Here is a 17,017-nt window from a genome sequence, read left to right on the forward strand (position 1 = left end):
GGCTAGAAAAAGTAAGCACTTAAAAAAACAAAATAATTGCCGCATTCGCAAAAAGTGGGCAGGTTGCCGCAGAGCATTGGCAAGGAGCCCTTATTTACGCTATGGCCTCGGTGATTGTTTTTGGGATGGGGATAGGCACCATTTCAACCCTGGTTGTACTACTGGGCCTTTTCTTAGAAGCGGGCGCCAGGTTATCAGCGGCTTTTAATAAAGGCGCAGACCATTTCGGCCAACGCCTGGCCCACTACCCGCTTACCCGCCTCCATACCACTGGGATGCCTGACCGGCGCTGGCTCTGCCAGGTGCAGATATTGCACGCCCGGCAGATTGGCCAGTCTGTGAAGATAGTAAAGGGCATCATTGAGTGACACCCCTGCAAAGGTCATGGCGCTGGTTGGCATTTCGCTGATCGCATCGAGGTCAATCTCTACGCCGATAGGAAGGCGTTCATCGAGCAGGTAATGACTGACCTCGTCCAGCACCTGCTCAATGGTCTTCTCACGTCGCCACCACAGCTGCTGAATAGTGATATAGGGAAATCCTGCCCATTCCAGGGCCTGTAAGGCTTCCTGGTTATTTTTCTGCTCGTGCAAGCCAAGCACTGTATAGCGTTTCAGATAACCCTCGTGATGGGCATAACGAAATGGATTGCCGCTATGCCTTCCTTCGAGGCGACGAAAATCACCATGTGGATCGAGGTTGGCAACAGCCAAAGGTTGCCCAAGACTCTCGCTACAGGCGCGGATAAGGGGATAAGCGTTATTGTGGCCACCACCGATCACAATAGGGATAAGACCGGCATCAAAGATGGGGCGAAGTACCGTCAGAAGACGCTTATCTAATTGCTGGCAACTGTCACGCAATTGCTCTGTGTCACCGCCATCAGGCAGATCCCGGCAATCCAGTTCACCAAGCAGCAATATGTCTTCGCCGTCCATGAAGCGATTGGCCTGCAGATTACAAAAATAACTGAGAAAGGCTGTCCATCCCTCGTTGGCGCCACCTTTACCCAGGTTGGCCAGCGGACCTATTTGTTCAGGCACACCCAACAGGGCAAATCGGCAACCGGCTAGCCTGGCCTGCTCATAATCAGGGAATTGGGTAACCAGGCGAATCTTATCGCCAAGCTTGGTTTCCCCTTCCCTTGCACTAAAGCAGCCTTGCAGGGCTTTGGCATCCAGCGGCTGCAGCCACTGTTGTGTCATTCGATATCCAGAGGCTCAGGAGAGAGAATAATGCCGGTGCTATCGGCATACAGATGGTCTTCAGGCAGAAAGGTGACACCACCGAAATTCACGGCGATATCCACTTCTCCAATTTGCTCATATTCCGCTGAGACCGGAATCGATGCCAGAGCATGAATGCCGAGATCGAAGTCTTCCAGCGCATCCACCTCGCGCACACTGCCATAACAGACTATGCCTTCCCAACCATTGTCCACCGCCAGTTGGGCGGTATTGGCATCAATCAGGGCACGGCGCAACGAACCGCCACCGTCCACCAGCAAGACCTTGCCCTTGCCTGGCTCTTGCAGCACTTTGTCGATCAGCCCCTTGTCTTCGAAACATTTGACCGTGGTGATCTCACCACCATAGGAGGAGCGGCCGCCATAGCTAACGAACATGGGTTCAACCACATCTACGCTATCAGCAAAAAGGTCGCAAAGTTCTGAAGTGTTGTAGTCCATTGTCGTGGTGCCCCGGTATTAGGCTGGTGTGTGGAGGCAGTATAATGCTTCTTTCCAAGCAGTGTCCACGTACCTTGGGACATTTGTCCCTTTCAAAAATAGTTATATTTACTAGGCAGTTACACAGCACCTTTAAGTAAAGGCAGGAATGTCATAAAGCTTTCTTATTAATGTCACCTGTTATTCACAGAGGCTTTTTAGGATTGGCTGGTAATTGAGCAAGATTTATCCAGTCATGAAGCTATTTGCGCGTGCCGACACACAGTTATTTTATTGGTTGTTTAATAAGACAGCCGGTAAGAATTGTCGCCTAATTCGATGGGTTTCCCGCACCGGTGACGGACACTTGTATTTACTCATCGGGTTGTTACTTTGGGCTTTCGAGCCCGAACATGGTGCGCTGTTTTTGTACACCGGCCTGTTAGCCTACGCACTCGAACTACCGCTGTATGTGATCCTGAAGAAATCTTTTAAACGTCAGCGCCCCTGCGATTTATTCAATAATTTCAGTGCGCATATTTCACCTTCAGATAAGTTCAGCTTGCCCTCTGGCCACACCGCGGCGGCCTTTTTAATGGCATCACTTATTGCCCATTTTTATCCAGGCTTTAGCTTACTGGTTTATGGATGGGCCACCACTGTTGGTTTATCCAGAGTGTTACTTGGCGTGCACTACCCAAGCGATATTGCTGCTGGCGCCGTCCTCGGACTCACCATGTCAGTATGTAGCATTGCCATTCTGCCTTAGTGTCTTTGCAAACTATTGACCTTCCCATCCTCGCATGTCCCACAACTCGAGTATCTGGGACTTGTCCTTTTTTATATTGGAGTAAAGCGCATTCATGAAGATTTTGTATGGCGTGCAAGGCACGGGAAATGGACACACCACCAGGGCCAGGGTAATGGCCAAAGCTTTCAGCCAGCGTGCGGATGCCAAAGTGGATTACCTTTTTTCTGGGCGCGATCCGGATAAATACTTCGATATGGATATTTTTGCCGATTATCAGGTGCGAGGCGGACTGACGTTTGTCCATCAGCAGGGTGCCATCGATAAGTGGGGAACCGCTAAAGCCATCCGCCCCCTGCAATTCATTCGTGATGTCAAAGCCTTGGACCTGTCTGGCTATGATCTGATTATCAATGATTTTGAACCGGTCAGCGCCTGGGCTGCGAGACGTCAGGGTGTTCCTTGCTTATCCATCAGTCATCAAGCTTCCTTCCGTCACCCGGTACCAAAATCAGGCGACAATATAGGCAACCGCTTACTGCTCGACTATTTCGCCCCGTCAGACATACAGTTGGGAGTGCATTGGTACCACTTCGGGCACCCCATCATGCCGCCTTTTATCGAGGATGAGTATGTTGAGGGTCTGGACGAAAAGCATGTGTTGGTTTACCTGCCCTTTGAAGCTCTTGAGGACATTGCGCAGTTACTGGAACCCCTGAGTGAGGAAAACTTCCTCGTCTACCATCCCGACATAATAAATGACCATGTGCAGGCTAATATTCACTGGCGTGTTCCCTGCAAAAAAGGCTTTCATCAGGACCTACACCACGCCAAAGGGGTGATCGCAAATGGCGGCTTTGAATTGTCCAGCGAATGCTTAAAGTTGGGCAAAAAATTGCTCATAAAGCCCCTGCATGGTCAATTTGAACAGCTTTCCAATGTGATCACCTTAGAACAGTTGGATCTCTGTAAGAGCATGACAACCTTGGACACAGAGGAGGTTGAAGGCTGGCTGGAACTACCTGGGGCGGAGCCCATTCATTTTCCCAATGATCCTCAGCTCTTAGTGGACTGGTTGCTGCATGGCAACTGGCAAGATGTGAAAAGCATCTGCCACAGCCTGTGGCAGCAAGTGAGCTTTCCCGAAAAGCTTAAACGACGCCTGAGTGAGTATCCGGATTTAGAATAAAAATTAGAAAGTGAGCATTCACTCTCAAAAATCTACTAACTACAGAACCCGTGGTTCAAAGTCTTCGATAAAGGCATCCACAATTTCACCCGCTTGATCGATGAGCTCCGAATCGAATTTGGCGATATGAAAAAGGGCTTCCCCTTCATTGGCAATGGGGATATGTGACATACCAATCACAATGCCATCAAACGGAGAGCGTATCGGCTCCTCCATATCGCCGTGTGGGCTGGCAGAGTAGGCCAGGATCTGATTTTTACTGACCAAATCACCCAAGCGCACCTTATTGATGATAAGGCCGTCAAATTCATTACGTACCCATTGGCTGCTGTTAGCGACCATGGGTTCAAATTTCCTGCGACTACCCCGCTTTTGCACCATCCCCAGATACTTCATCACATTCAGCACACCATTGAGGCCGGTGCGAATAGAGGTCTCATCGAATCGCAAAGCCTCACCCGCTTCATACAAAATACTGGGAATACCCAGATCTGAGGCTGCTGCACGCAAAGACCCATCGCGCTCCTTGGCATGCAATATCACTGGCGCATGAAACTCTTCAGCCATCTTCAGAGCGATTTCATCCTGCACATCGGTGCGCACCTGGGGCAGATTGCCTCGGTTAATAGCGCCGGTATGCAGATCGATAATATGGGTGGCACGCTGCATCAGCTCGCGGTAGAACAAATTGGCCAGGCGGCTTCCCAACGCACCACGTTGCGATCCCGGAAAGCAACGGTTGAGATCACGCCGGTCGGGTAAGTAACGAGTGTGCTGAATAAAACCAAACATATTGACGATAGGCACCACGATCAGGGTGCCGGTCAGGCGCTTGGGATTCATCTTCTTGATCAGGCGACGGCAGATGTCGATGCCATTGAGTTCGTCACCATGCAAAGCAGCACAAACCAGCAAAGTGGGTCCTTCCTTCAGGCCATGGAATACTTCAACATGCAAATCCATGGGGGTGTCGGTGTAGAGCCTGGCGGCGGGTAACTTAATGGATTTAACTGTGCCTGCGGTGACTTTGGTTTCGGCGATTTCAAATGCTTCGCGACGCCTAGCCATCAACCTTTTCCTCGCGTGCGGGTTTTATGGCTCTTCGCGCTTTTCTCAATAAACTCAATGATGTGATCAGCGATATTTTTGCCGGTAGCGGCTTCAATACCCTCCAGACCCGGGCTTGAATTCACTTCCATCACGACTGGTCCATGGTTGGAACGTAGAATATCTACCCCCGCTACATTCAGGCCCATGGTGCGCGCGGCGCGCACAGCCGTACTGCGCTCTTCCGGGGTCAACCGAATAAGGGAAGCGCTACCGCCCCGATGCAAATTAGAGCGGAACTCGCCAGCTTTGGCCTGACGCTTCATAGCGGCAATTACCTTATCGCCGATGACAAAACAACGGATATCTGCACCGCCCGCTTCGCGAATGTATTCCTGCACCATGATGTTGGCGCGAAGCCCCATAAAGGCTTCAATCACACTTTCCGCGGCCTGGCGGGTCTCGGCCAGTACCACACCGATGCCCTGAGTTCCTTCCAGCAACTTGATCACCAAAGGCGCTCCTCCCACCATCTCAATCAAATCGGGAATGTTGCTGGCTTGGTTAGCGAAGCCGGTGATGGGCAGACCAATCCCCTTACGGGACAAAAGCTGTAATGATCTTAGCTTGTCTCGGCTGCGGCTGATGGCAACGGACTCATTCAACGGATAGACGCCCATCATTTCAAACTGACGCAGTACCGCTGTGCCATAAAAAGTAATGGAGGCCCCTATCCTGGGAATAATGGCATCGAATTCCGGTAACTCTTTGCCCTTAATATGCACAGATGAACTCTGCATATTGATGTTCATATAGCATTTCAGGGGATCGATGACATGGACTTCGTGCCCTCTGGCCTCGCCAGCCTCTCTCAAGCGCCTGGTAGAATAAAGATTGCTGTTACGTGACAGGACGGCAATTCTCATTGTGAAAAACCTTAATTAATCAAATTTGGGGACTAAATACTTTCGCATCATGGCGTCGCGGACACGCGAAGGATGCGAAAGAATTCGGCAGCAACCAGTGGAGACCAGAATACTAGACTTGGCAGGCTGGCATAGTTTGGCAGTGGCGCCTCACAAATTCAATCTGGATATCATTTTGGAACGCCCTGACAATAGGATTTTTCTGGATCGACCAAGAATTTTCCACACATGGCCTGGCGACCCAGCAGCATTCGAAAACGCATTGAGTCCCTGTTAGTAAGCGTTAACTCTATAGGGTAACGTTCGCCGGCAAGGAAAAGCTCTGTTTCGACCACATAGCGCACTTCCTCGTGACCGCCAGAATCCCTTACAGGCCGCCTGTCCACAACCCTGGCCTCACAAATATGTATCTCACTCTCATCGTCTTGAACAGGATGCATATGGATACGGACCCAGGACTGTCCCTTGCGTTTGAAAGGGTGGAGTTCAAAGGCGTGCAAACAGGAGGTCTTGGCACCCGTATCTATTTTCATTTTGATTCTGTCGATGCCTAGTTCCGGAAGTGCACCCCACTCCCGCCAGCCGAGTTTTTTCATATTTTTATCCATGCTTGCCCTAAACCTTTTGCGGCATACCACCGATACACAACAAATTGGACCGGGCGTTATATCTGGCATTAGTGTAAACCAAGTCTATTAAATTCCTGTTCGCACAGCGAGTAGCAAAATGCGCAGATGGACAGAGAGTTGGCAAAAGTTAACTTGGTAATGTGGTTTGCCAAACACTTGAAAGCAGCATCTTGATTTGCGCTTTTCTGACGATTTCTGTGATAAGCCTTTGTCTAAAGGACTTGGTTTTAGTATAAAAATGCGCCATTTTAGCCGCGATGTACCATACTAAGCGGTTGATGCTTGCTCTTGGAGTTAAACGTTAAGGCCCTTCGGAAATAACGCTAGTATAAGAAAAAGGATAACTGGGGTGTTTACCTCACTACGCACAAAGCTAACACTATCGATGCTATTAACCAGCAGCCTTGCTTTATTGGTTGCCATGGTCGTGTCTTACTATTTACTTGAGTCACAGACCAGCGAGCTTGCTGCACAAATTGAATGGCAGCCTTTGGAAGCCCAGTTGGAAGCAATCAACAGCACAATCGATGCTGAGGATGGCGCTGCCTTGGCGCAACAACAATACGCCGCCCTGTCAGCAAATGAAAAGCTTTCCAACAGCATAGAGACTCAGCAGGCCTACCTGCTGTTAAATCATCAAGGCTATGTGATTTTCCCCACTAATGAATATGCAACTGGCGAAAAAGTGCCAACCGCTATGCTCGCTGACGCCATCCCGCTTCGCAGTCAGGGCCACGTTGTTGGGTTTGTCATTAGCAGTGACAGCTCAGAACACCGCTATCTGCTGCAAAATCAATATTTGCGGGTTGAACGCAGCAGTATGCTGATTGGTGCACTTTGCGGATTCATATTAACCCTGTTGTTCAGCCTCACGGTCGGCCGGCAACTGGTCAAGCAGTTGCGTTCCCTAACCGCCGCCGTGCAGGAAATGGGTCGTGGCAACATCAAACAGGAAGTGCCTGTACAAAGCAATGACGAGGTGGCTCTGCTGGCTAAAACCTTTAACCGCATGAGTGAAGAACTGCAACGTACCTATGACGAACTGCGCGCCTCAAATGAAACCATCAAGGCACAGGCTGAGGCTATGCAGGAGTTATCATTACGTGATGAGCTCACCGGCCTGCACAATCGCCGCTACTTCAATCAACAATTCCGCCAATTGCATTTGCAAGCCAGCCGCTATGGCGATGATCTGACGCTGGCGCTGGGTGATATTGATAATTTCAAGCAGATAAATGATCGCTATTCCCATCAGGTGGGCGATGCCGTGCTCAAGCAGGTAGCCCGCATTATGCGCGAGCAGGTTAGAGAGGCTGACGTGGTAGCCCGCTTTGGGGGCGAAGAGTTTATTCTGCTACTTGCACATACGAACAAGCTTCAAGCACAAGAAGTGGTAGAACGGATCAGGCAAAAAATTGAAACCTGGAACTGGCAACAACTCCATCCAGAGCTGAGTGTGACCATAAGTTTTGGAATTTGCGATCAGCTTGGCACGGATGTGGGCCACAGCATGCTAATGGAGGCAGATGCCAAACTCTACCAAGCGAAGGGAGCTGGCCGTAACAGAGTTTGCGCCTGACACTCTCTATCAGGATACGCTCGCAAACCTGACTGATGGAGCTATCAGCCCCATCAGTCCTATTGCATTAGAGTATAAAGCGGCTTAAATCTTCGTCCTCTACCAGTGCTTGCAGATGACCATCTACATATGCGGCATCAATCACCAGCTTCTGCCCGTGATACTCAGAGGCTTCAAAGGAAATCTCTTCCATCAACTTCTCAATCACGGTGTGCAGGCGTCTGGCACCAATATTTTCAGTACGCTCGTTGACCTGCCAAGCAGCCTGAGCAATGCGTTCAATACCGTCTTCGGTGAACTCCACTTCCACACCTTCTGTACGCATCAACTCGCGGTATTGCTCCGTTAGCGAGGCGTTGGGCTCCGTCAGAATACGTACAAAATCATTAGCCGTCAGCGCGTCTAACTCCACCCGAATCGGTAAGCGACCCTGCAATTCGGGGATCAGATCCGAAGGTTTAGACATCTGGAAAGCACCGGAGGCAATAAACAGAATATGGTCCGTTTTCACCACACCATGCTTGGTGCTAACCGTTGAACCTTCTACCAATGGTAGCAAGTCACGTTGCACGCCTTCCCGCGATACGTCGCCACCAGCCACGTTGTCGCGCTTACAAATTTTATCTATCTCATCGATAAAGACGATGCCGTTTTGCTCCAAAGCGTAAAGCGCTTTTTCCTTCAGATCTTCCTGGTTAACCAGTCTGGCGGCCTCCTCTTCCACTAACAGCTTCAGGGCTTCTTTGATCTTCAGTTTCTTCTTTTTCTTGTGGGTGCCAGAGAGGTTCTGGAACATGCTCTGCAGCTGGTTGGTCATCTCCTCCATACCCGGCGGCGCCATAATTTCTACGCCGACCTGAGGCAGGGCAATATCAATTTCTATTTCTTTGTCGTCCAACTGGCCTTCGCGCAGCTTCTTGCGAAACGCCTGACGGGTGCCTTTATCCTGCCCCTGCTCTTTTTCGCCCCAGGCATTTTCAGGCTGTGGCAACAAGGCATCCAATACGCGTTCTTCCGCGGCTTCCTCGGCACGATAACGCACCTTGGTCATTTCCTGCTCTTTGGTCATCTTTACAGCGATATCGGCCAGGTCGCGGATAATGGCTTCCACCTCTTTACCCACATAGCCCACTTCTGTGAATTTAGTGGCTTCCACCTTGATGAACGGGGCATTGGCCAGCTTGGCCAGGCGACGGGCAATCTCGGTCTTGCCGACCCCGGTTGGACCAATCATCAGGATATTCTTGGGCGTCACTTCATGACGCAACTCCTCGTTCAGTTGCATACGTCGCCAGCGGTTACGCAAGGCAATAGCAACAGCGCGCTTGGCCGCCTGCTGGCCGATGATGTGGCGATCCAATTCGTGGACGATTTCTCTTGGGGTCATTTCAGACATGATTAAACCTTTTCTCAATCAACATGCTATCCAGCGGCCACAGCTATGCATCTAAAGCCCGGCCTGCTGGCAGAAAAGCATGTTAGTAATCCAATTGTTCGATAGTGTGCTGATGATTGGTAAAGACGCAGATATCACCGGCAATATTAAGGCTCTTTTCGGCAATCTCTTTGGCGCTAAGCTCGGTATTTTGCAGCAGTGCAGTTGCCGCCGCCTGCGCAAACGGTCCGCCCGAGCCGATTGCAATTAAATCCATTTCAGGCTGCACCACATCGCCATTACCGGTGATAATCAAGGATGCCGTTTCATCGGCCACCGCCAACAGCGCTTCCAGCCGCCGCAGCATTCTGTCGGTGCGCCAGTCTTTGGCCAATTCCACTGCTGAGCGCATTAAATGCCCCTGATGCTTTTCCAGCTTGGCTTCAAATCGCTCAAATAGAGTGAAGGCGTCCGCTGTGCCGCCAGCAAAACCCGCCAACACCTTATTGTGATATAGACGGCGCACCTTTCTGGCGTTGCCCTTCATTACAGTGTTGCCAAGGGAGACCTGGCCATCTCCGGCTATCACCACCTGGTTGTTGCGTCTGATAGATACGATGGTAGTCACATTATTTCCTTGTCTAACCCGGCCGCTGCCAGGCGCCCCGAACGGGACAGTAATCAGATTACTCGCTATTTATGGGTAGCTGAGCAAGATTTCAAGGTTCATGGGAACAAAGGCTTTGCACTGAGTGCTTGACCCACCCATGGCCCTTGCATATAAATAGCCTTCGTGTTTTTGCAAAGTGCGCCTATGTCCGTCAAGCATCCCGTTATCGCCATCACCGGTTCCTCTGGCGCAGGAACAACGACTACCACTAACGCCATTCGCCATATTTTCAGGAATCTGGGGATCAATGCCGCGTTCGTGGAAGGCGACAGCTTTCATCGCTATACCCGTCCGGAAATGGAAGTTGAAATACGCAAGGCGCAGGAACAAGGTCGCCACATCAGTTATTTCGGCCCCAAGGCCAATGATTTCCAGTTGCTGGAGAGTCTGTTTAAAGAATATGGCGAAACCGGCCAGGGCAAATACCGTCACTATTTGCATACCTTTGATGATGCGGTGCCTTTTAATCAGATGCCAGGCACCTTTACCCCTTGGCAGGATCTGCCGGCCAAGACCGATCTGCTTTTTTATGAGGGATTACACGGCGGCGTGGTCACCGACGATGCCGATGTGGCCAAGCACGTGGATTTGTTGGTCGGCATGGTGCCTATAGTAAATTTAGAGTGGATCCAGAAGATTGTTCGTGACACCACTGATCGCGGTCACTCACGTGAAGCGGTGATGAGCAGTATCGTGCGCAGCATGGATGACTATTTCCAGTATCTTACCCCACAGTTTTCCCGCACTCATGTGAACTTTCAGCGCGTGCCTACAGTGGACACCTCCAATCCCATCAGTGCCCGTGAAATCCCTACCCATGACGAAAGTTTTGTAGTGGTGCGCTTCAGACGGGAAATGCGTAACGTGAATTACCCTTATTTACTGCAAATGATAGACGGCGCATTTATGTCCCGGATTAATACCCTGGTGGTGCCGGGCGGTAAGATGGGGCTGGCGATGGAGCTTATCCTATCCCCGCTCATTGAGGAGTTAATGGATAAACGCCGCCGCGCCAGCCTGCAAATGGATTGGGTTTCGGAAAAGTAAGTACCTACAAACTAAACTTCAACCACTTCGAAGCTGTGCGTCACTTCCACAGACTTGCCGAGCATAATGGAAACCGAGCAATATTTGTCGGCTGACAGATTTACCGCCCGCTCAACATGTTTGTCGCTGATACCTTGACCGCTGACCACGAAGTGCAGGTGAATTTTGGTAAACACGGCGGGGACGGCGTCGGCACGCTCACCGCTAAGTTTGACCTCGACGCCACTAACCTGCTGCTTGGCCTTCTGCAGAATATTCACCACATCCACCGATGAACAGCTACCCGCCGCCATCAGCACCATTTCCATGGGACTGGCTGCACTGGCCTTATCGCCATCCATCACCACCGCGTGACCGCTGTCAGATGTGCCCATAAATCTCAGTCCATCTACCCACTTAACCGATGCCTGCATTGTTTTCTCCCCTTATTAACTGTGGCGCTATTCTGCCTAATGACAATTCGGTATGCCAGAGCCACACAATTTGTAACATCGACGCTTGCAGTGCCGTTTCTTTTTCGCCAGGCTTTCCCTTATAGTGAAAAAAGTAATAACAACGAGATGCTCAGATGGGACAGGAAACACCAAAAGTACTGGTTGTCGATGATGATATGCGCCTGCGTAGCTTGCTGGAGCGCTATCTGGTGGAACAAGGTTATCAGGTACGTGCCGCAGCTAATGCCGAGCAAATGGAACGTTTGCTGGAGCGTGAAAACTTTCATTTGATGGTGTTGGACCTGATGCTGCCAGGCGAAGATGGCTTGTCTATTTGTCGTCGTCTGCGCCAAAAAGAGAATGAAATCCCGATTATCATGCTAACCGCCAAAGGCGATGAAGTGGATCGTATTATCGGCCTGGAAATGGGTGCCGATGATTATTTGCCAAAGCCCTTTAATCCCCGTGAACTGTTGGCCCGCATCAAAGCCGTTATGCGCCGTCGTACCAGCGAGGCGCCTGGTGCCCCATCACAGGAAGAGCAGATTGTTGAGTTTGGCCGTTATCGGCTGAACCTGGCCACCCGTGAAATGACAGCCGACGGCAGCCCGTTGTCGCTGACCAGCGGCGAATTTGCCGTGCTTAAATCCCTGGTAACACATCCTAGAACGCCATTGTCGCGGGACAAACTGATGAATCTGGCCAGAGGACGTGACTACAGTGCCCTGGAGCGCAGCATTGATGTGCAGGTATCCCGACTACGCCGCATGCTGGAAGAAGACCCGGCCAATCCCCGTTACATACAAACGGTGTGGGGATTAGGTTATGTATTTGTGCCTGACGGAGAGAAAAGCTAAGGACTATTCCTAACCATGCGCCTGCTTCCTATCAGCGCCTTTGGGCAAACCGTACTCCTCATTGGTGTGCTGCTGTTGATTAACCAGGTGGTATCCTATCTGTCGGTGACCTATTACTTTATTCGCCCCAGTTATCAACAGATCAATAACTTATTAGCAACCCAGATAAAGGTGATTTTTCTGGAAGGATTGGATCATCAGGATCCTGACCTGCATAAGGAGTTTTTTGAGGCTACCGGCATTCAGATTGTTAAGCAGGAGGAAGCGCGCAAACAAGGCCTGGATAATGCTATCTATTACCAATTTCTGTCCCGGCAAATGTCCAACCAACTCGGCGGTGAAGCACAGGTGCGCATTACCCCTGGTGATCCCTATCTGTTCTGGGTAAACCCACCGCAAGATCAGGATCTTTGGATTGTCGTTCCCATGCAAGGCATCGGTGATTCCGATATTTCCCCGTTGACCATCTACCTGATGGTCATTGGCGTGCTGAGTGTAGCCGGTGGCTGGTTATTCGTGCGTCGACTCAATCGTCCGCTAAAAGCCTTACAGCAAGCGGCCATGGAAGTAGCCAGAGGACAATTTCCCGCCCCACTCAAAGAAGAAGGTTCCAGTGAAATTATCGCCGTAACCCTGGCATTCAATCAGATGTCCCGGGGCATCAAACAACTGGAAGATGACCGCGCCCTGCTCACCGCCGGCATTTCCCACGATCTACGCACCCCGTTGACCCGCATACGCATTGCTGCCGAGATGCTGCCAGACGAACAAGACTGGATAAAAGAAGGCATTAATCATGATATCGAGGATATGAACGATATCATTGACCAGTTTATTAACTACGTACGCCAGGATCGTCAGGAAAAGCTGGAAACCGTTAACCTCAACAGCCTGATCGATGACGTGGTGCGAGCCTGGCGTTTGGAAGAAAGCCGTCAAATCAGCCTGCATTTGGTTGAGCTACCGGATTTAATGCTGCGTAAGGTGGCAATGAAGCGGGTGCTGGATAACCTGATTGAAAATGCCTTCCGCTACGGCGGCGACAAGGTCGAGATCAGCACCGAATATGACCGCAAGACTCGTCAGGTATGCTTTAACGTGAGAGATCATGGTCCCGGTATTCCTGACGACCAGGTAGAAAATCTGTTTCAGCCCTTTACCCAGGGGGATAAGGCCAGAGGCAGTCTGGGATCCGGCCTGGGTTTGGCCATTATCAAACGCATTGTCGATATGCACCTTGGCAGTATCAAACTCTCAAACCACCCCGACGGCGGACTCATCGCCAAGGTGTGCCTACCCGCCAAGACGTTTTTTTAATACCAGGTAATCTCCTTTTACATTTTTGTTCTGGATATCAGCCAGATGGGCCGTTGCGATAGCTCACCGGCCTGGTTATATTGCTCAATGCTTGAACAAAAAAACAGCAAGGAATCATTATGTTAAGAGTCACCCTGGCCGTTACAACCGCTTTGGTTATACTGGGCTGCAGTCCCAAGCCAGCAGAGACAACCTCCGCTCCGACGCCCGATACGGCTGCCGTGACGTCAGCCAAAGAGAAAATGCCCTCCTTCAATGTGCCCGTTCACTACAGCAAGCTGGACAACGGGCTGCGGGTGGTCATTTCGCCCGATGACACTGCGCCTATTGCTGCGGTAGGGGTTTATTACAATATCGGCTTTCGTATTGAGCCCAAAGACCGCACCGGCTTCGCCCATTTGTTCGAGCACATGATGTTCCAGGGCTCAGAAAACCTGGGAAAAATGGAATTTATCAATCTGGTACAAAGCAACGGTGGTGTGCTTAACGGCTCTACCCGCTTTGATTTCACCAACTACTTCGAAATTGTGCCGGCTCACAAAGTGGAAACCATGCTGTGGGCAGAAGCAGATCGCATGAAGGGCCTGGCCATCACCCAGGAAAATCTGACCAACCAGCAAGGCGTGGTTAAAAACGAAGTCAAAGTGAATGTGCTGAACCAGCCTTATGGCGGCTTTCCCTGGCTGGATATGCCGCAATATGCTTTCAATAATTGGTACAACGCGCACAATTTCTATGGTGATTTAGCGGACTTAGACGCCGCCACCTTGGAAGATGTGCAGGCCTTCTTCGATATGTACTACGCACCCAATAATGCGGTTGTGGTAGTTGTCGGCGATGTGGATGTGGAAAAAACCGAAGCCATGATCAAACAATACTTCGGCCCCCTTCCTGCCAGCAACCTAGCCGCGCAGCCGGATTTGACCGAGTTGCGTCAGGAACAGGAAAAGCGCTTTAACAAGTTTGACAAGCTGGCGCCCAAGCCCGCATTGGCGTTCGCCTACAAGATGCCGCCTCGCAACACACCTGAATATTACGCCATGGGTATTATCGACCAGTTATTGGTACAGGGTGATGACAGCTTGCTGCATCAGGAGCTGGTAAAAGAGCGTCAATATACCGGTGATGTAAATGGCGGCATCAACTACCTGCTCGGCAATATGTTTAACTATAACGGGCCCATGCTGTGGATGAGCTCCTTTACCCACGATGAGCAGCATTCTGAGGCAGATCTGACGGCTGCCATCGATTCGGTGATAGCCCAACTGGCAGAGCAACCTATTGCGCAGAAAGATATCGACAGAGCCTTGGTAAAGCTGCGCTCCAGTCTTTACGACAACATCGACAGCTTTTACGGCTTCGGTAAATTGGATTTGTTAGCCAGCTTCGCCTTATTTGACGACGACCCGGCGCGAATCAACGAACTGGAAACCAACTTTAACGCCGTCACACCTGAACTCATCAAAGCCACAGTGAAGGAGTATTTGCGCCCCGGAAACCGCACCATCCTGACCCTGACTCCAGGTGAAGCCCCAGGAGAAACCACAGCTGAAAGTCCAGCCGATGCCAGCAAAGGAGAAGCACAATGAAACGTTTAATGACCACATTACTGACGGCCGTACTCGCGAGCTTCCCCTTATTGGCCGCTGAAACCCCACCAGCTGGCGGTGAGCCGGCAGACTTCAAATTGACCCAAACTCAGGATATTCAGTTGGATAATGGTTTGACTGTGACCTTCATCCAATATGGCAAAACACCTAAAGCCACATTGCGCCTGATCACCGACACCGGCAATGTAGACGATGGCGATAAGGATGCCGTCAGTGATATCGCCTATACCCTGCTAACCGAAGGCACCAAAACCCGCTCTGCCAAGGAAATTGCCGAAGCGGCAGCCAACATGGGCGGACAGGTGAATACCTCAGTCAGCCCCAACGCCAGCTATTTGCAACTGGACGTGCTAAGTGAATTTAGTGGCGATGCCGCAGCGCTGCTGGCTGACCTAGCCATCAATCACCAATTCAATCAACAGGATCTGAGTCGCACCATCAATAACTTTGTCCGTGATCTCAAGGTACAAAAATCTCAGGCGCAGGGCCAAGCTACCGAAGCCCTGTATAAGGAAATTTATGGTGCACACCCCTATGGAAAAGTCTTCGCCGATGAAAAACGTGTCGAAAGCCTCAGCCTGGACGATGTAAATGCCTTTCTTGGCAACAATCTGGTGGCTAAGCGCAGTCACTTATTCGTTTCCGGAAAATTTGATCAGGCAGCCACCGAAAAGGCTATACGTAATGCCTTTTCAGCGATGAAGCCAGGGGAAGCGAGGGCTCTGCCGGAACCTAAGCTTGAGCCGAAAGCCAATTTGGTATTTATTCCCCGTGAAAACGCCCCGCAGTCGACTTTGCGTTTGGGACTACCTGTGGTCGATCCTTCCCATCCTGACTACATTGCCCTGACCACCATGAATACCCTGCTCGGCGGCTCCTTTTCCAGCCGTATCACCTCCAATATCCGCGAAGATAAAGGCTATACCTATTCACCGCGCAGCCTGTTAAGTGACAGAGTGAAATCCACGCTGTGGTATGAACAGGCTGATGTGACGGCTGAGGCCACTGGCCCCGCCCTGTCAGAGATCATCAAAGAGATTAAACGCCTGCAAAACGAAACCCCAAGTGCAGAAGAATTACAGGGATTTAAGAATTACATCTCTGGCATCTATGTGCTGCAGAACTCTTCGCGCACTGCCATTATCAACCAGCTATGGTTTCTGAAAAGCCATGGCCTGCCGTTATCCCGCCTGGAGACTTATGTGCAGCAGGTCAATGCCCTGACGCCGGAGGATATTTCCGCGGTGGCCAAGAAGTATCTTACCCTGGATAAGATGACTTTAGTGGTAGTAGGCGATGATGGTGTCAAACCCCAGTTAGCTGCAGTGCCCGAGCTGAAAGCCCTGTTCCAGCTTTGACTTAAGATGTAAGCAGTCCGCGGCCATGTGGCCGCGGTTTTTTATGGCAGGCATTGTCCGCTGACCGCGCCTGCAAAGGTCAGCGGCATATCCGGCAGTTCCAGCTGGTAATGCAAAGACAGAATCTGCCATCGCCCGTCCAGCCAGCGCAATTGCAAACTGTTGATACCCACAAATTCGGCTTCTCGCTGGTCGCTCTCTCTACGAGACTCAACCAGGCTGTACAGTGTCGCAAAGGGTCCGTACTGCCTGACTTCCCTGGCTATTTCACATTCATAAAAACCTTTCTCTTTGGGTTTGGCCACAGCCTGCAAAAACTCCTCCACTGCCCTGACTGACATTGCTTTTGGGTCAGGAGTAGAGCCAAAAACCTGAGCCTGTGGATGAAAAAGCTGACGTAGGGTTTTTACATCGGCTGCTGCATCAGGCTCATGGGATAGTGCTTGCCAAAATTTTGCACTAATGGCCTGCGCAGGGGGGATCTCCCCTTCTGTCCCAACGGTGGCCGCCAACGATATTAAAAAAGCGGAAATCATGTCACGTCCCTAAATAAAAAAATGGAGTA

17 protein-coding genes are annotated in these 17,017 nt (G+C 50.8%); 8 read left to right on the forward strand and 9 right to left on the reverse strand.

What is annotated here, in order from left to right; genetic code table 11:
* Positions 1 to 194 precede the first annotated feature (194 nt).
* Both P2G88_RS13120 and rraA read right to left on the reverse strand, forming a co-directional pair.
* A complete protein-coding gene (locus P2G88_RS13120) occupies positions 195 to 1,205 on the reverse strand; it encodes a formimidoylglutamase (protein WP_275796691.1) in 1,011 nt (336 codons plus the stop codon).
* On the reverse strand, positions 1,202 to 1,687 hold the full coding sequence (rraA, locus tag P2G88_RS13125; RefSeq protein ID WP_275796693.1) for a ribonuclease E activity regulator RraA: 486 nt from the start codon (positions 1,685 to 1,687) through the stop codon (positions 1,202 to 1,204). Before rraA ends, P2G88_RS13120 begins: the two co-directional genes overlap by 4 nt.
* Before the next feature lie 235 nt (positions 1,688 to 1,922).
* Between rraA and P2G88_RS13130 the strand changes: the two genes are divergently transcribed.
* Both P2G88_RS13130 and P2G88_RS13135 read left to right on the forward strand, forming a co-directional pair.
* Positions 1,923 to 2,435 carry a phosphatase PAP2 family protein gene (locus P2G88_RS13130; protein WP_275796695.1) on the forward strand — a complete coding sequence of 171 codons (513 nt, stop codon included), beginning with the start codon at positions 1,923 to 1,925 and terminating at the stop codon, positions 2,433 to 2,435.
* Positions 2,436 to 2,529: 94 nt separating this feature from the next.
* Positions 2,530 to 3,603 (forward strand): MJ1255/VC2487 family glycosyltransferase, encoded by a 1,074-nt coding sequence (locus tag P2G88_RS13135; RefSeq protein ID WP_275796697.1) that lies wholly within the window; start codon positions 2,530 to 2,532, stop codon positions 3,601 to 3,603.
* Positions 3,604 to 3,642: 39 nt separating this feature from the next.
* Here P2G88_RS13135 and P2G88_RS13140 read toward each other — a convergent pair whose 3' ends face one another.
* From P2G88_RS13140 to P2G88_RS13150, 3 genes are all read right to left on the reverse strand, one after another.
* Positions 3,643 to 4,671 (reverse strand): succinylglutamate desuccinylase/aspartoacylase family protein, encoded by a 1,029-nt coding sequence (locus P2G88_RS13140; RefSeq protein WP_275796699.1) that lies wholly within the window; start codon positions 4,669 to 4,671, stop codon positions 3,643 to 3,645.
* Positions 4,671 to 5,576: a 30S ribosomal protein S6--L-glutamate ligase gene (rimK, locus tag P2G88_RS13145; protein WP_275796701.1), complete on the reverse strand. Its 906-nt coding sequence runs from the start codon at positions 5,574 to 5,576 to the stop codon at positions 4,671 to 4,673. The genes P2G88_RS13140 and rimK overlap by 1 nt, the downstream gene beginning before the upstream one ends.
* 170 nt (positions 5,577 to 5,746) lie before the next feature.
* Entirely contained in the window at positions 5,747 to 6,172 is a 426-nt protein-coding gene (locus P2G88_RS13150) for an ATP-dependent zinc protease (RefSeq protein ID WP_275796703.1), read from the reverse strand.
* Between the two features lie 382 nt (positions 6,173 to 6,554).
* On the opposite strand from P2G88_RS13150, the gene P2G88_RS13155 reads away from it, so the two are divergent.
* Positions 6,555 to 7,784, forward strand: a complete 1,230-nt coding sequence (locus P2G88_RS13155) for a diguanylate cyclase (protein WP_275796705.1) — start codon at positions 6,555 to 6,557, stop codon at positions 7,782 to 7,784.
* Between the two features lie 67 nt (positions 7,785 to 7,851).
* Here the strand turns inward: P2G88_RS13155 and hslU are convergent, their stop codons facing one another.
* Positions 7,852 to 9,180, reverse strand: a complete 1,329-nt coding sequence (gene hslU, locus P2G88_RS13160; RefSeq protein ID WP_275796707.1) for an HslU--HslV peptidase ATPase subunit — start codon at positions 9,178 to 9,180, stop codon at positions 7,852 to 7,854.
* Between the two features lie 82 nt (positions 9,181 to 9,262).
* Complete coding sequence (gene hslV, locus P2G88_RS13165) at positions 9,263 to 9,787, reverse strand: ATP-dependent protease subunit HslV (RefSeq protein ID WP_275796709.1); 525 nt, start codon at positions 9,785 to 9,787, stop codon at positions 9,263 to 9,265.
* Positions 9,788 to 9,973: 186 nt separating this feature from the next.
* On the opposite strand from hslV, the gene P2G88_RS13170 reads away from it, so the two are divergent.
* The gene (locus P2G88_RS13170) at positions 9,974 to 10,876 is read left to right on the forward strand and encodes a phosphoribulokinase (RefSeq protein ID WP_275796711.1); all 903 of its coding nucleotides are present in this window, start codon (positions 9,974 to 9,976) and stop codon (positions 10,874 to 10,876) included.
* Between the two features lie 11 nt (positions 10,877 to 10,887).
* Here P2G88_RS13170 and P2G88_RS13175 read toward each other — a convergent pair whose 3' ends face one another.
* Positions 10,888 to 11,289: an OsmC family protein gene (locus P2G88_RS13175; RefSeq protein ID WP_275796713.1), complete on the reverse strand. Its 402-nt coding sequence runs from the start codon at positions 11,287 to 11,289 to the stop codon at positions 10,888 to 10,890.
* Positions 11,290 to 11,444: 155 nt separating this feature from the next.
* On the opposite strand from P2G88_RS13175, the gene ompR reads away from it, so the two are divergent.
* The 4 genes from ompR (at position 11,445) to P2G88_RS13195 (ending at position 16,452) form a co-directional block, all read left to right on the forward strand.
* Positions 11,445 to 12,167 carry a two-component system response regulator OmpR gene (gene ompR, locus P2G88_RS13180; RefSeq protein WP_275796715.1) on the forward strand — a complete coding sequence of 241 codons (723 nt, stop codon included), beginning with the start codon at positions 11,445 to 11,447 and terminating at the stop codon, positions 12,165 to 12,167.
* Positions 12,168 to 12,182: 15 nt separating this feature from the next.
* Entirely contained in the window at positions 12,183 to 13,484 is a 1,302-nt protein-coding gene (envZ, locus tag P2G88_RS13185) for a two-component system sensor histidine kinase EnvZ (protein ID WP_275796717.1), read from the forward strand.
* A 119-nt stretch (positions 13,485 to 13,603) separates the two neighbouring features.
* Positions 13,604 to 15,073: a pitrilysin family protein gene (locus P2G88_RS13190; RefSeq protein WP_275796719.1), complete on the forward strand. Its 1,470-nt coding sequence runs from the start codon at positions 13,604 to 13,606 to the stop codon at positions 15,071 to 15,073.
* Positions 15,070 to 16,452 (forward strand): pitrilysin family protein, encoded by a 1,383-nt coding sequence (locus P2G88_RS13195; RefSeq protein ID WP_275796721.1) that lies wholly within the window; start codon positions 15,070 to 15,072, stop codon positions 16,450 to 16,452. The genes P2G88_RS13190 and P2G88_RS13195 overlap by 4 nt, the downstream gene beginning before the upstream one ends.
* Positions 16,453 to 16,493: 41 nt before the next feature.
* On the opposite strand, the gene P2G88_RS13200 is transcribed toward P2G88_RS13195, so the two are convergent.
* Positions 16,494 to 16,988, reverse strand: a complete 495-nt coding sequence (locus P2G88_RS13200; protein WP_275796723.1) for a nuclear transport factor 2 family protein — start codon at positions 16,986 to 16,988, stop codon at positions 16,494 to 16,496.
* Positions 16,989 to 17,017 lie beyond the last annotated feature (29 nt).

Source organism: Aliiglaciecola sp. CAU 1673 (genome assembly GCF_029223185.1).
Taxonomy (GTDB): domain Bacteria; phylum Pseudomonadota; class Gammaproteobacteria; order Enterobacterales; family Alteromonadaceae; genus Bowmanella.